The organism is Streptomyces cyaneofuscatus, from assembly GCF_000718135.1.
Taxonomy (GTDB): Bacteria; Actinomycetota; Actinomycetes; order Streptomycetales; family Streptomycetaceae; genus Streptomyces; species Streptomyces cyaneofuscatus.
The window spans coordinates 44,380-57,736 of sequence record NZ_JOEM01000005.1 but is presented as its reverse complement, the minus strand read 5'-3'; the positions used below and the strand labels follow the sequence as shown (position 1 = coordinate 57,736).

The following is a 13,357-nucleotide window of genomic DNA, read 5'->3' as shown; positions in this document are numbered from 1 at the left end:
GCTCGCACGGTCCTAACGTGCCGATGTGACCTCATCGACGACCGTGCACAGTCCGCTCCGGCTGTACGGCCGCAGCGGTGAACTCGCCATCCTGGAAGGCCTGCTGGCCCGGCTGTGGCAGGGCGACGGCGGCGCCCTCGTCGTGACGGCACCGCCCGGCCTGGGCCGCAGTGCGCTGCTGCGCGAGGCGGCCGCCGCCCACCGGCCCCGGGGCCCGGTGCTGTACGCCACCGCCTCCCCCGACGAACGCGGCCCGCACGCCTTGCCCCGCACCCCCGAGGCGCTGCTCGCCCGCCTACGGGAACGGGGCGCCGCCCGCCCGCTGCTGGTCTGCGCCGACGACGCCCACGCCTGGGACCCGGCCTCCCGCACCGCCCTCGCCCTCGCGGCCCGCAGGCTGGGCGCCGGCAGCCGGGTCGCCGTCCTGATCGCGGCCGACGACGTCCCCGCCTTCGCCGGACTGCCCGCACTGCGGCTGGGCCCGCTGGACGGGGACGCGGCCGCCGCGCTGCTGGACCGGCTTGCGGGGGGCGGGGAGGGGGTGCCCGGTGGGGCGGACGGCCCCGGCCGTCGCCCGCCACGGCTTCCCGGCGTCACGGGGGGACTCGACCCGGTCGTCCGCGCCGAGCTGCTCCGGGAGGCGGCCGGGAACCCGCGCCTCCTCACCGGGCTCACCCGCCGCCTCACCCCGGACCAGCTGGCCGGGCGCACCCCGCTGCCCTGTCCGCTGCCCGGCGCCGAGGGGGTGCTGGCCGCGCACGCGGACCGCCTCGACGGGCTTCCCGCGCACACCCGGGCGTTGCTCCTGCTGGCCGCCGCCGCCCAGGAGCACGAGCCCGCCGGCGCCGGGGCCGATGCCCTGCTCCTGCTGCGCGCCGGCACCCGGACCGGGCTGCCCCGGGACTTCCTGGACGGCGCCCTGTTCGGCTCGGCCGCCACCGAGGGGTTCCTCCAACGGGCGGGCAGCCGGGTCCACTTCAGCCACCCGCTGTTCGCCCGCGCGGTCCTGCACGACGCCCCGCCCGCCCGTCGCCGCGCCACCCATGAGCTGCTGGCCGCCCTGCTGGCGGAGACCGGTGACCGGGCAGCCGCGTCGGCGCCTGCACGCGGCCACCCAGCCTCGCCGGGCGCGCCGGTGCGCTCCGGCGAAGGGCCCGTCCGCCCGGCGCACTCCGGCGACCGCCCCGCCCTGCCGGGCACTCCCGCCGAGCCCTCCGGTGACCGCGACGCCCTTCCGCTCGCCGCCCTCGTCCAGCTCTCCTGCGCCGCTCCCGGCCCGGACACCGTGCTCGCCGCCCGGCTGGAGGCGGCCGCGACCGCCCCGTACCCGCACGGCGAACGCTCCTCCGCCCTCTGCCGCGCCGCCGCGCTCACCACCGGCCCGCCCCTGCGCTCGGCCCGGTTCGCGGCGGCGGCCGAGCAGGCGGCCCTCGCGGGTGATCCGGACCGGGCCCGCGCCCTGCTGGCCCGTACCGGGGCGGCGGGGGAGCAGAGCGCCTCGCCCGGTCTGGCCCCGTACGTCCACGGCCTGCTCGCCCTGCGCACCGGCCCCGCCGCCGACGCCCACGCGGCCCTCATCGCCGCGGCCGCCCTGCTCGGCCCGTACGACCCCCGGCGGGGACTCGACGCCCTCCTCGGCGCGGCCGAGGCGGCCTGGGTGGCGGGGGACGCGCCCGGCTACCTGGAGGCCATGGGCCGCATCGACCCCGCCCCGTACGACCGTGCGTTCGCCTCCTACCGGGCCGGGATGTGCGCGGTGCTCGCCGGACGTACGGAGACGGGGCACGCGCTGCTCCGACAGTGCCTCGACCCTGTGGATGCCGCCGCCCCCGCCGCCCTCCTCCGCGCCGGGGTCGCCGCCCTCGTCCTCGGGGAGGTCGCCGCCGCCTGCCGGACCGGGGCCCGGGCGCTCGCCGCCGTACGGACCGAGGGGCCTGACGCCCTGCTGCCGCAGGCCCTGGAGCACCTGGCCTACGCCGAGCTGCGGGCCGGGCTGCACGCCGGGGCCCGCGCCCACGCGCTGGAGGGGCTGCACGCCGCACGCCGCACCGGACAGGCCAACAGCTCCGTCCACCTCCACGCCGTCCTGGCCCTCGCCGCCTCCGTGGAGGGGCCCGCCGAGGCCTGCGCCGCCCACTGCGACGCCGCGCTCGCCGGGGCGGGACCGCACGGGCTCGCCCAGCCCGCGACCCTCGCCACCTGGGCCCGGGCCCGCGCCGACCTCGCCGCCGGGCGCTCGGATGAGGCGGCCGCCCGGCTCGGCCCACTGGTGCGCCCCGGGCCCCGGCAGGGCCACTTCGCCGCTCGGATGCTCGCCGTGCCCTGCTATGTCGAGGCTGCCGTCCTCGCGGGCCGGGGAGCCGAGGAGGCCGGCGAACTCCACGCCGCCGTGGCCGAGTTCGCCGGTTGGACCGCCCGGACCGCCGACCCGCAGGCCCCCGCCCAACTGGCCCGCTGCCAAGCCCTGCTGGCACCGGCGGAGGAGGCCGACGCCCGGTACGCGGAGGCCCTGGCCCACCACGACCGGGCGGGCGGGGACTTCGAACGGGCCCGCACCCAGCTCCTGTACGGGCAGTGGCTCCGCCGCCGCCGGCGTACCCGCGAGGCCCGCACCCCGCTGCGCGACGCCCTCGTCGCCTTCCAGCGCTGCTCGGCCCGCGCGTGGGCGGAACGGGCGGCCGGCGAGTTACGGGCGGCGGGGGAGCAGGGCCCGTCGGTGCGGCCCGCGACGGACGGGGCGCTCTCCGCGCTCACCCCGCAGCAGCAGCGCATCGCCCGCTGCGTCGCCGAAGGGGCCACCAACCGCGAGGTCGCGCTCCGGCTCTCGCTCAGCCCGCGCACGGTCGACCACCACCTCCGCAACGTCTTCGCCGCCCTTGGCATCCGCTCCCGTACCGAGCTGGCCCGGCTCCTGGGTCCCGAGGGCCCGTGAAGGCCGGTGGTTGCGAGACCGTGATGACAAGTTCCGCGCAGACCCCTAGGTACCGACCGGGCGGTATGCCATTCTGCGGGCGTCAGGATCATTCGGCTGTGCTCGCGCCCTGCCGGGCCGGGTGCTCCGAGCCGGCCGATCGCGCAGCCGGCCGATTCCCGGTGGAGGCCGCCATGCCACAGGTCGTACGTTCGCGGATCGCGGTGCTGCACGGCGCCCACCCCGCGACGCCGTTGCCCCGGAGCTTCCGTTCCCTGGCCGACCGCGCAGCCGTCGAGGTGCTGCACCGGGCCGCCCGGGTCCTCGTCGCCTCGCTCCCGGTCCTCACCGACCGGCTCGTCGAGGCCCTGTACGAGCAGGAGCCCGGCTACCGGGCGGCGATCGACTCGGACCGGGCCGAGGTCTGGCAGGAGGTCCACCACTCGCTGCGCCACAACGTCGGCTCGCTGATCCAGCCCCGGGAGTTCCGCGACGCCGCCCACCGCACCTCCCGCTGGATCGGCGAGATCCGCGCCGGACAGGGCGTACCGCTCGACGCCGTCCTGCACGCCTTCCGCATGGGCGGCGCGATGGTCTGGCAGGACCTGGTGGACGAGACGGCCCGCCGCGACCCCGACGACGTACGGTTGCTCGTCCATGTCGCCGCCGACGTGTGGAATTTCGTCGACGAGCACTGCGGCATCGTCGCGGACGCCTACCGGCAGGCCGAGAGGCGGCTCTCCTGGCGGCGCGAGAACCAGCAGCGGCTGATGGTGGCGGCGCTGCTCGACGGGACCGCCCGGATCGCGGACCTCTGCGAGGCGGCGGCGATGCTGGGGCTGCCGGAACAGGGGCGGTACGCCGTACTCGCGGTGGCCTCCGCCCCGGGAGGACCTCAGCAGGACCCCGCCCGGCCACCCCTGAACCTCGCGGCCGCACTGTCACCGGGCGAGGGCCTGAGCACCGCTCCGGGCGCGGCCCCCCTCTGGCACACCGGCCCCGACGCCGCCTTCGCCATCCTCCGGCTCACCGGCGGCCCCGGCGATCCGGGTGAACCCGGCGAGCTGCACGCCATCGCCGACGCCCTGGACGCCCCCGCCGGAACCCGGGCGGGCATAGGCTCCGCCGTCGACGGCCTGGCCGCGCTCGGGGACGCCCGGCGGCTGGCGGAGACCGCGCTACGGGCCTGCCCGGCCTCCGGGGGCACGGTCCTGCTGGACGAGCACCTCCCGGACGCCCTCGTCGTCTCGTCCCCGGCCCTCGGCTCCGCCCTCGCCGACCGGGTGCTCGGGCCACTGGACCGGCTGGACCCCTCGGACCGGGACGTCATCCTGGAGACGCTGACGGCCTGGCTGGACGCGGACGGCTCGGCGCAGCGGGCGGGCGCGCGGCTCTACTGCCACCGCAACACCGTCCTCAACCGGCTCCGCCGCTTCGAACAGCTCACGGGACGCTGCCTGACCCGCCCCCGGGACGCCGTCGAGGTCTCCCTCGCCCTGGCGGCCCGGCGGCTCCTCGGGTCGTAGGGCCTACATCCCCAGCGCCGCCCGGTGCAGCCGGTCCACCGCCTCCTTCTCGCCCTCCACCTGCACGTCCGCCGCGTCCTGCCGGCCGGACGCGAACAGCAGCAGCTCCGAGGGCTCCCCGGTCACCGTCACCACCGGGGCGCCCTTGTGGGCCACCGCCGTCCGGCCGTCCGGGCGGCGCAGCACCAGCCCCACCGGGGACTTGCGCCCCAGTACCCGGGCGGTCTTCTCGACGTTGGACCAGAGCGCATCGGCGAAGACCGGGTCCAGCTCGCGCCGCGACCAGTCCGGCTGGGCCCGGCGTACGTCCTCCGCGTGGACGAAGAACTCCACCGTGTTCGCCGCCTCGTCGATCTGCTTGAGGGACATCGGGGAGAACCGGGGCGGGCCCGTACGGATCAGCTGGATCAGCTCCTCGTACGGCTTCGCCGCGAACTCGGCCTGCACCCGCTCAAGACGGTTCTTCAGGGCGGAGATCACCAGCCCGCCCGCCGCGTCGGCGCGGCGCTCACGGACCACCACATGGGCGGCCAGATCACGGGTCTTCCACCCCTCGCACAGGGTCAGGGCCTCGGGACCGGCCGCTTCCAACAGATCGGCGAGCAGAAGACGTTCACGCTTCGCATGGGTCGACATGCCCGCCAGCGTACGACCGTCACCCGGGGTCCGCCCAGTGGACGTCCGCCCGGAAGGCCGCCGCCACCACGGCACAATGGGGCCATGACCAGCAGCACGCCCGGCTCCACGCCGCCCGCCAGCAGCCTCGACCCCGCCATCGCCGCCCGCCTCAAGCGCGGCGCCGACGGCCTGGTCCCGGCCATCGCCCAGCAGTACGACACCGGCGAGGTGCTGATGCTCGGCTGGATGGACGACGAGGCGCTGCACCGTACCCTCACCACCGGCCGCTGCACCTACTGGTCGCGCAGCCGCCAGGAGTACTGGGTCAAGGGCGACACCTCCGGCCACATCCAGCGGGTGAAGTCCGTCGCCCTGGACTGCGACGCCGACACCGTGCTGGTCAAGGTCGACCAGACGGGCGCCGCCTGCCACACCGGCGACCGCACCTGCTTCGACGCCGACGTCCTCACCCTCCTCGACAGCTAAGGTCCGGCCATGGATCTCGACACCTTCCGCAAGCTGGCCGTCGACCGGCGCGTCGTCCCCGTCAGCCGCCGCCTCCTCGCGGACGGCGACACCCCGGTCGGCCTCTACCGCAAGCTCGCCGCCGAGCGCCCCGGCACCTTCCTGCTGGAGTCCGCGGAGAACGGCCGCACCTGGTCGCGCTACTCCTTCATCGGCGTACGCAGCGACGCCACCCTCACCGCCCGCGACGGCGCGGCCCACTGGCTCGGCACCCCGCCCGTCGGCGTCCCGGTCGACGGCGACCCGCTGGAGGCCCTCCGCGCCACCGTCGAGACCCTCCACACCCCGCGCGACCTGGTGAGCGACGCGGGCCTGCCGCCCTTCACCGGCGGCATGGTCGGCTACCTCGGCTACGACGTCGTCCGCCGGCTGGAGAAGATCGGCGAGCACGGTGGCGACGACCTGAAGCTCCCCGAGCTGACCATGCTCCTCACCTCGGACCTCGCCGTCCTCGACCACCAGAACGGCACCGTCCTGCTGATCGCCAACGCGATCAACCACAACGACCTCTCCACCGGCGTCGACGAGGCCCACGCGGACGCCGTCGCCCGCCTGGACGCCATGGAGCAGGACCTGCGCCGTCCGGTCGAGAACGCCCCGGCCGTCCTGCCCCCGTCCGAGCTGCCCCCGTACACCGCGCTCTGGGGCGGCGAGGCCTACCAGGACGCCGTCGAGGACATCAAGGAGCGCATCCGCGCCGGCGAGGCCTTCCAGGTCGTCCCCTCCCAGCGTTTCGAGACCCCCTGCACGGCGAGCGCCCTGGACGTCTACCGGGTGCTGCGGGCCACCAACCCGTCCCCGTACATGTACCTCTTCCGCTTCGACGGGTTCGACGTCGTCGGCTCCAGCCCCGAGGCCCTGGTCAAGGTCGAGGACGGGCGGGCGATGGTCCACCCGATCGCCGGGACCCGGCACCGCGGCGCCACCCCGCAGGAGGACCAGGCGCTCGCCGAGGAGCTGCTCGCCGACCCCAAGGAGCGCGCCGAGCACCTGATGCTCGTCGACCTCGGCCGCAACGACCTGGGCCGGGTCTGCGAACCGGGCAGCGTGGAGGTCGTCGACTTCATGTCGATCGAGCGGTACTCCCACGTGATGCACATCGTCTCCACCGTCACCGGCCGCGTCACCGAGGACCGCACCGCCTTCGACGTCCTCACCGCCTGCTTCCCCGCCGGCACCCTCTCCGGCGCCCCCAAGCCGCGCGCCATGCAGATCATCGAGGAGCTGGAGCCGAGCCGGCGCGGACTGTACGGGGGCTGCGTCGGCTACCTCGACTTCGCCGGGGACTCCGACACCGCCATCGCCATCCGCACCGCGCTGCTGCGGGACGGCACGGCGTACGTGCAGGCGGGCGCCGGTGTCGTCGCGGACTCGGACCCGGTCGCGGAGGACAACGAGTGCCGCAACAAGGCGGCCGCCGTGCTGCGCGCCGTCCATACGGCCAACCGGCTCCACGACCGCTGAGGCGGTAGGGGATAGTGGAACGCGTGAGTGCTGTTCCCGTACCCCAGCCCCGTGCCGTCACCGCCGACCCCGCGCCCGACTCCTCGGGCGGCCGAGGCGGCCGCCGGTCGCTCGCGGCCGCGCTGCTCCTGGGCGCGGCCGGCTCGACCGTCGTCCTGCTGGCCTCCGGCCAGGTCTGGGCCGAGGGCCGGGCGGCGACCGGCGGCGGCGCCCTGCCTCTGACCGCCGACGGCCAGGACGTCACCGGGGCCCCGGCCGCCCTGGCGATCGTCGGCCTGGCCGCCCTCGTCGCCGTCTTCGCCGTCCGCGGCGCGGGCCGCCGTATCGTCGCCGCGCTCCTCGCCCTCAGCGGCCTCGGCGCCGCGCTCAGCGCGTGGGTGGGCGCGACCGACAGCACGGCCCTCGACGAGGAGGCCGCCCGCACCACCGGTGACGCGGCGGCCACCATCGACGCCCTCACCCACACCGCCTGGCCGTACGTCACCGCCGCCGGGGGCCTGCTGATTCTGGTCGCCGGGCTGCTCGCCCTGCGCTTCGGCAGCCGCTGGCCCACGATGTCGGGCCGCTACGAACGCGACGGCACCCCGCGCCCCCGCAAGGCGCCCCGCACCGCCCCGGACCCGGACCGGCCCGAGGAGCTGTGGAAGGCGCTGGACCGGGGCGAGGACCCGACGGGCTAGACACCGCCGAGGGCGGACCCCCGGCTCACCTCCGGTGCTCCCGTACGGGACAATGGAGGCGAGCCGTCCCCCGAGCGACAGCTGCAGCGACACCCACGCGATACCCACCGCGCAACACCAACAAGGAGCAACTCATGGCGGGCACGAGCCACGGACACACCCCGGCCGCCTGGACCGGTGTCATCATCGCCTTCATCGGCTTCTGCGTCGCAGGCGTCTTCATGGTCGCGGCCAACCCGCTCGGCTTCTGGGCCGGTATCGCCGTCATCTTCGCCGGTGGCATCGTCGGTTACGCCATGAAGCTCGCGGGCTTCGGCATGCCGAAGGAGTCCGCCGAGCTGGTGGAGGCCCGGGCGCGCGCCGGCGAGGCCCAGGTCTCCCACTGACCCGCGCGTCCGACACGCAGCAAGGCGCAGCCCCGGGTGGGCTGCGCCTTTCCGTATGAGCGGGGACAATCACCGGGTGGACGCCACCCCGAACCCGCCCCCCGAAGCCGAGCCCGAGGGCGTCGGCCCCTGGAACATGCCCCTGACGGTCTGCCCGTCCCCGGACATGGCCCGCCCCCTTCCGGCCGATCCGTCGTCCGCGGACGAAGCCCGCGCCCTTTCAGCCCGTCCGGCGCTTGAGGACGGAACCCCCGCGGGGGTGGGCCCGGAGCGCACAGGCCCCTCGGGTGAGGAACCCTCGCAGGTGCCCGGCCCCCAAGGCCACGGTTCCGTCCTCAAACGCCGGACGGGCTGGGGGGTGCCCCGGACCGCCCAGGCAGGGCCCGGCGCGCCCCAACCAGGCCCTCCGGCCACCCGGGTACGCCGCCTCGCCACCCCCCTCGGCATCCTCGCCACCGTCACAGCCGCCTTCGCCTACGTCGGCACCGTCGACCCCAACGAGCCCGGCCACTACCCCGTCTGCCCCCTGCTCAAGATCACCGGCGCGTTCTGCCCCGGCTGCGGCGGACTCCGTAGTGCCCACGCCTTCATCCACGGCGACCTCGGCGCCGCCTTCTCCGCCAACGCCGTCGCCACCACCGGCTACTTCCTCTTCGCCGCCGTCTGGGTCATCTGGCTCGTCCGGGCCTGGCGCGGACAGCCGCTCCGGATCGTCCTCGCCCCCGGCTGGTGGTGGAGCATCGGGGCGCTGCTCCTGATCTTCACCGTCGTCCGGAATCTGCCGTTCGGCTCGGCCCTGGCGCCCTGAATGCCCAGGTAGTGGGACGCGGCGTGGCCGGATGCGGGCCCGGGGGCCTCCTGCGGATACCATCGGTATGGCTGATCCTGTTCACCGTCAACCGTTCCGGAAGGGGGCCGCTCGCGTGAGTGTGCTCGACGAGATCATCGACGGCGTTCGCGCCGACCTCGCGGAGCGGCAGGCGCACGTCAGCCTCGACGAGCTGAAGGAGCGCGCCGCCCGCGCGCCCCAGGCCAAGGACGGAGTCGCCGCCCTGCGCGGCGAGGGCGTGACCGTCATCTGCGAGGTCAAGCGCTCGTCCCCGTCCAAGGGGGCCCTTGCCGCCATCGCGGACCCCGCCGCGCTCGCCGCGGACTACGAGGCCGGTGGCGCCTCCGTCATCTCGGTCCTCACCGAGGAGCGCCGCTTCGGCGGCTCGCTCGCCGACCTGGAGGCCGTCCGCGCCAAGGTCGACACCCCGATCCTCCGCAAGGACTTCATCGTCACCTCGTACCAGCTGTGGGAGGCCCGGGCGTACGGCGCCGACCTCGCCCTGCTGATCGTCGCCGCCCTCGATCAGGAGGCCCTGGTCTCCCTGATCGAGCGCGCCGAGTCGATCGGGCTCACCCCGCTCGTCGAGGCGCACGACGAGGAGGAGGCGGAGCGCGCCGTGGACGCCGGAGCGAAGATCATCGGCGTCAACGCGCGCAACCTCAAGGACCTCAAGGTCGACCGCTCCACCTTCGAGCGCGTCGCCCCCGAGATCCCCGACCACATCGTCAAGGTCGCCGAGTCCGGCGTCCGGGGCCCGCACGACCTGATCGCGTACGCCAACGCCGGCGCCGACGCCGTCCTGGTCGGCGAGTCCCTGGTCACCGGCCGCGACCCGCGCGCCGCCGTCGCCGACCTCGTCGCGGCGGGCGCCCACCCGGCGCTCCGCCACGGCCGCGGCTGACCGGGACGGACGACAGCGACCATGACCGACCGTCCCGCCGCCGCCCGTACCCGGCCGGGCCTGCGCCCCGCCGGGGCCCCGGCCCGGGACCCGCACGCCCCGCTGGCGCGCGGCTGCCGCCCGCGCGGCTGCCGCGCCCCCGCCCGGCGTGTGCACGGACGGCGGGTGCGGTACGTGATCGGCGACGAGCCCGGCCAGGTGAACGGGATGCGATGGCGCCCGGGGACCGCGCTGTAGGCGAGCCCCGGCCGACGTACCGCAGTACCCCACCTCTCCACCCGTACGTACGACCGCACCACCCCGACCGCACGCCGGTCCCGGTGGCGCTCGCTCCTCCGCGCATACGGTGAACCCACCCGTTGCCCTGCATGCCAAGGAGCACGTCGCATGACGTCCGAATTCTTCATCCCGGACCCCGAGGGTCTGATCCCCAGTGCCGAGGGCTACTTCGGTGCCTACGGCGGCAAGTTCATCCCGGAGGCGCTCGTCGCCGCCGTGGACGAGGTCGCCGTCGAGTACGACAAGGCCAAGTCCGACCCGGCCTTCGCCGCCGAGCTCAACGAGCTCATGGTCAACTACACCGGCCGCCCCAGCGCGCTGACCGAGGTCCCGCGCTTCGCCGAGCACGCGGGCGGCGCCCGGGTCTTCCTCAAGCGCGAGGACCTGAACCACACCGGCTCGCACAAGATCAACAACGTGCTCGGCCAGGCGCTCCTCACCAAGCGCATGGGCAAGACCCGGGTCATCGCCGAGACCGGAGCCGGTCAGCACGGCGTCGCCACCGCGACCGCCTGCGCCCTCTTCGGCCTCGACTGCACCATCTACATGGGCGAGATCGACACCGAGCGCCAAGCGCTGAACGTGGCCCGGATGCGGATGCTCGGCGCCGAGGTCGTCGCCGTGAAGTCCGGCAGCCGCACCCTGAAGGACGCCATCAACGAGGCGTTCCGCGACTGGGTCGCCAACGTGGACCGTACGCACTACCTCTTCGGTACGGTCGCGGGTCCGCACCCCTTCCCGGCGATGGTCCGCGACTTCCACCGCGTCATCGGCGTCGAGGCCCGCCGCCAGCTCCTGGAGCGCACCGGCCGCCTCCCCGACGCGGCGGTCGCCTGTGTCGGCGGCGGCTCCAACGCCATCGGCCTCTTCCACGCCTTCATCCCGGACACCGAGGTCCGCCTGGTGGGCTGCGAGCCCGCCGGGCACGGCGTGGAGACCGGCGAGCACGCGGCGACCCTGACGGCCGGAGAGCCCGGCATCCTGCACGGTTCGCGCTCCTACGTCCTCCAGGACGACGAGGGCCAGATCACCGAGCCGTACTCCATCTCCGCCGGTCTGGACTACCCGGGCATCGGCCCGGAGCACTCGTACCTCAAGGACATCGGGCGCGGCGAGTACCGAGCGGTCACCGACGACGCCGCCATGCAGGCCCTCCGCCTGCTCTCCCGTACCGAGGGGATCATCCCGGCCATCGAGAGCGCCCACGCGCTCGCCGGTGCGCTGGACCTCGGCAAGGAGCTCGGCAAGGACGGGCTGATCCTCATCAACCTGTCCGGCCGCGGTGACAAGGACATGGACACCGCCGCCCGCTACTTCGGGCTGTACGACACCGACGCCGCCGTCGAGGCGGACGCGGACAGCGACCGCGCCGAGATCGAGGGGGATGCCAAGTGAGCGGCAACATCGAGCTGTTGAGCACCACCCTCGCCGCCGCCAAGGCCGAGGACCGGGCCGCGCTCATCGCCTACCTCCCGGCCGGCTTCCCGACCGTCGACGGCGGCATCGAGGCGGTCAAGGCCGTCATCGCCGGCGGCGCCGACGTGGTGGAGATCGGGCTCCCGCACAGCGACCCGGTGCTCGACGGGCCGGTCATCCAGACCGCCGACGACATCGCCCTGCGCGGCGGGGTCCGGATTGCCGACGTGATGCGTACGGTCCGCGAGGCGTACGAGGCCACCGGGGTCCCGATCCTGGTCATGACGTACTGGAACCCCATCGACCGGTACGGCGTCGAGCGCTTCACCGCCGAGCTGGCCGAGGCGGGCGGCGCCGGGTGCATCCTGCCCGACCTGCCGGTCCAGGAGTCCGCGCTGTGGCGCGAGCACGCCGAGAAGCACGGCCTCGCCACCGTGTTCGTCGTCGCCCCCAGCAGCCAGGACGCCCGCCTCGCCACCATCACGGCGGCGGGCAGCGGCTTCGTCTACGCCGCCTCCCTGATGGGCGTCACCGGCACCCGTGCCTCGGTCGGCGCCCAGGCCCAGGAGTTGGTGGGCCGCACCCGCGCCACCACCGACCTGCCGGTCTGCGTCGGCCTCGGTGTCTCCAACGCCGAACAGGCCGCCGAGGTCGCCGGATTCGCCGACGGCGTCATCGTCGGCTCGGCCTTCGTCAAGGCGATCCTGGACGCCCCCGACGAGGCCACCGGCCTCGACGCCGTCCGCTCGCTGGCGGGCGAGCTGGCCCAGGGCGTCCGCAAGCGCTGACGGCGCAGGGCGTTCGAAAGCGGTGACCGTCGAAGTCACCTGAATGGGTGGAATATGGACCGGGGAGGCGCGTACGTGCCTCCCCGGTTCGTTGCTGCGGGTGTGAGCGACAAGATTCCTGAGGGAAACCGAAGTGCGCGTGAGCGCCTGGCCCAGCAGCGCGAGCGGGAAAAAGGCCGCGACAAGCGCCGCCGTACGCTGATCGTCTCCTCCGCCGTGGTCGGCGTCCTGGCGCTGGCCGCCGTGGTCGGCCTGATCGCGGCCAACGTGGGCAAGGACGGCGGCGGCGACAGCGCGTCCGGCCCCGCCATCACCCCGTCGGGGGCGACCGGCGAGGACTCTCTGACCCTCCCGGTCGGCGCCTCCGACGCCCCGTCCACGCTCACGATCTGGGAGGACTTCCGCTGCCCGGTCTGCGCCCAGTTCGAGAACGCCTTCCGGGACACCATCACGGAGCTGGTCGAGGCGGGCCAGCTCAAGGTGGACTACCACCTGGCCACGATCATCGACGGCAACCTAGGCGGCAAGGGCTCGCTGCGCGCCGCCAACGCCGCCGCCTGCGCCCAGGACGTCGGCAAGTTCGCCCCGTACCACGATGTGCTCTTCCGCAACCAGCCTCCCGAGCCCGACGACGCCTTCGCCAAGAACAGCCGGCTGATCGAGCTGGCCGCAGAGGTCGAAGGGCTCGACACCCCCGCCTTCCGCACCTGTGTGGAGAGCGGCGAGCACGACAGCTGGGTCCAGAAGTCGGACACCGCGTTCCGCGAGGGCGGCTTCCAGGGGACCCCGACCGCCCTCCTCAACGGCGAGTCGATCTTCCCGAAGAAGGGCGACGAGCAGATCTCCGTGGAGAACCTGAAGAAGTGGGTCATGGAGGCCAACAAGGGCAAGAAGCCCGGCACCGCCACCCCGTCAGCCCCCGCTTCCTGAGGGGCCGGGGGAGGTCCCCGAGAGGGCGGGCGGTACGGGCCCGTGACAGGGCCCTCGTTACCCAGACGTTGCCGGGTGGCTTGCCGTACCCACCGCCCGGC

The 13,357-nt window shown here is 74.8% G+C and carries 13 protein-coding genes; 12 read left to right on the top strand and 1 reads right to left on the bottom strand.

Features of this window, described 5'->3' with window-relative positions:
- Window positions 1-25: 25 nt before the first annotated feature.
- Together IF17_RS0109305 and IF17_RS0109300 are read left to right on the top strand one after the other, a co-directional pair.
- Window positions 26-2,932, top strand: coding sequence for a LuxR family transcriptional regulator (locus IF17_RS0109305; RefSeq protein WP_209437752.1), 2,907 nt, complete (start codon window positions 26-28; stop codon window positions 2,930-2,932).
- Window positions 2,933-3,105: 173 nt separating this feature from the next.
- Window positions 3,106-4,437 (top strand): PucR family transcriptional regulator, encoded by a 1,332-nt coding sequence (locus tag IF17_RS0109300; protein ID WP_030564069.1) that lies wholly within the window; start codon window positions 3,106-3,108, stop codon window positions 4,435-4,437.
- A 3-nt stretch (window positions 4,438-4,440) separates the two neighbouring features.
- Here IF17_RS0109300 and IF17_RS0109295 read toward each other — a convergent pair whose 3' ends face one another.
- On the bottom strand, window positions 4,441-5,073 hold the full coding sequence (locus tag IF17_RS0109295; RefSeq protein ID WP_030564067.1) for a TIGR03085 family metal-binding protein: 633 nt from the start codon (window positions 5,071-5,073) through the stop codon (window positions 4,441-4,443).
- A gap of 84 nt (window positions 5,074-5,157) precedes the next feature.
- Between IF17_RS0109295 and hisI the strand changes: the two genes are divergently transcribed.
- The 10 genes from hisI to IF17_RS0109240 all read left to right on the top strand — a co-directional run bounded on the left by hisI (window position 5,158) and on the right by IF17_RS0109240 (window position 13,256).
- Complete coding sequence (gene hisI, locus IF17_RS0109290; RefSeq protein ID WP_030564065.1) at window positions 5,158-5,541, top strand: phosphoribosyl-AMP cyclohydrolase; 384 nt, start codon at window positions 5,158-5,160, stop codon at window positions 5,539-5,541.
- Between the two features lie 9 nt (window positions 5,542-5,550).
- Window positions 5,551-7,044 (top strand): anthranilate synthase component I, encoded by a 1,494-nt coding sequence (locus IF17_RS0109285; RefSeq protein ID WP_030564063.1) that lies wholly within the window; start codon window positions 5,551-5,553, stop codon window positions 7,042-7,044.
- Window positions 7,045-7,058: 14 nt separating this feature from the next.
- Complete coding sequence (locus tag IF17_RS0109280; RefSeq protein WP_030564061.1) at window positions 7,059-7,724, top strand: TIGR02234 family membrane protein; 666 nt, start codon at window positions 7,059-7,061, stop codon at window positions 7,722-7,724.
- 134 nt (window positions 7,725-7,858) lie between these two features.
- A complete protein-coding gene (locus IF17_RS0109275) occupies window positions 7,859-8,110 on the top strand; it encodes an HGxxPAAW family protein (protein ID WP_030564058.1) in 252 nt (83 codons plus the stop codon).
- Window positions 8,111-8,414: 304 nt separating this feature from the next.
- Entirely contained in the window at window positions 8,415-8,918 is a 504-nt protein-coding gene (locus IF17_RS0109265; RefSeq protein WP_106980157.1) for a DUF2752 domain-containing protein, read from the top strand.
- A 115-nt stretch (window positions 8,919-9,033) separates the two neighbouring features.
- Window positions 9,034-9,843 (top strand): indole-3-glycerol phosphate synthase TrpC, encoded by an 810-nt coding sequence (gene trpC, locus IF17_RS0109260; RefSeq protein WP_030564054.1) that lies wholly within the window; start codon window positions 9,034-9,036, stop codon window positions 9,841-9,843.
- A gap of 21 nt (window positions 9,844-9,864) precedes the next feature.
- A complete protein-coding gene (trpM, locus tag IF17_RS0109255) occupies window positions 9,865-10,080 on the top strand; it encodes a tryptophan biosynthesis modulator TrpM (protein WP_030564052.1) in 216 nt (71 codons plus the stop codon).
- Between the two features lie 150 nt (window positions 10,081-10,230).
- Complete coding sequence (gene trpB, locus IF17_RS0109250; protein ID WP_030564050.1) at window positions 10,231-11,517, top strand: tryptophan synthase subunit beta; 1,287 nt, start codon at window positions 10,231-10,233, stop codon at window positions 11,515-11,517.
- Window positions 11,514-12,326, top strand: coding sequence for a tryptophan synthase subunit alpha (gene trpA, locus IF17_RS0109245; protein WP_030564048.1), 813 nt, complete (start codon window positions 11,514-11,516; stop codon window positions 12,324-12,326). The genes trpB and trpA overlap by 4 nt, the downstream gene beginning before the upstream one ends.
- A 102-nt stretch (window positions 12,327-12,428) precedes the next feature.
- A complete protein-coding gene (locus tag IF17_RS0109240) occupies window positions 12,429-13,256 on the top strand; it encodes a DsbA family protein (RefSeq protein ID WP_030564046.1) in 828 nt (275 codons plus the stop codon).
- Window positions 13,257-13,357: the final 101 nt, after the last annotated feature.

Excerpts from the sequence above, each read along its gene's own strand:
- hisI (WP_030564065.1), top strand. The coding sequence starts at position 5,158 with ATGACCAGCAGCACGCCCGGCTCCACGCCGCCCGCCAGCAGCCTCGAC.
- IF17_RS0109285 (WP_030564063.1), top strand. The coding sequence starts at position 5,551 with ATGGATCTCGACACCTTCCGCAAGCTGGCCGTCGACCGGCGCGTCGTC.
- trpB (WP_030564050.1), top strand. The coding sequence starts at position 10,231 with ATGACGTCCGAATTCTTCATCCCGGACCCCGAGGGTCTGATCCCCAGT.
- IF17_RS0109300 (WP_030564069.1), top strand. The coding sequence starts at position 3,106 with ATGCCACAGGTCGTACGTTCGCGGATCGCGGTGCTGCACGGCGCCCAC.
- IF17_RS0109295 (WP_030564067.1), bottom strand. The coding sequence starts at position 5,073 with ATGTCGACCCATGCGAAGCGTGAACGTCTTCTGCTCGCCGATCTGTTG.
- trpM (WP_030564052.1), top strand. The coding sequence starts at position 9,865 with ATGACCGACCGTCCCGCCGCCGCCCGTACCCGGCCGGGCCTGCGCCCC.
- IF17_RS0109275 (WP_030564058.1), top strand. The coding sequence starts at position 7,859 with ATGGCGGGCACGAGCCACGGACACACCCCGGCCGCCTGGACCGGTGTC.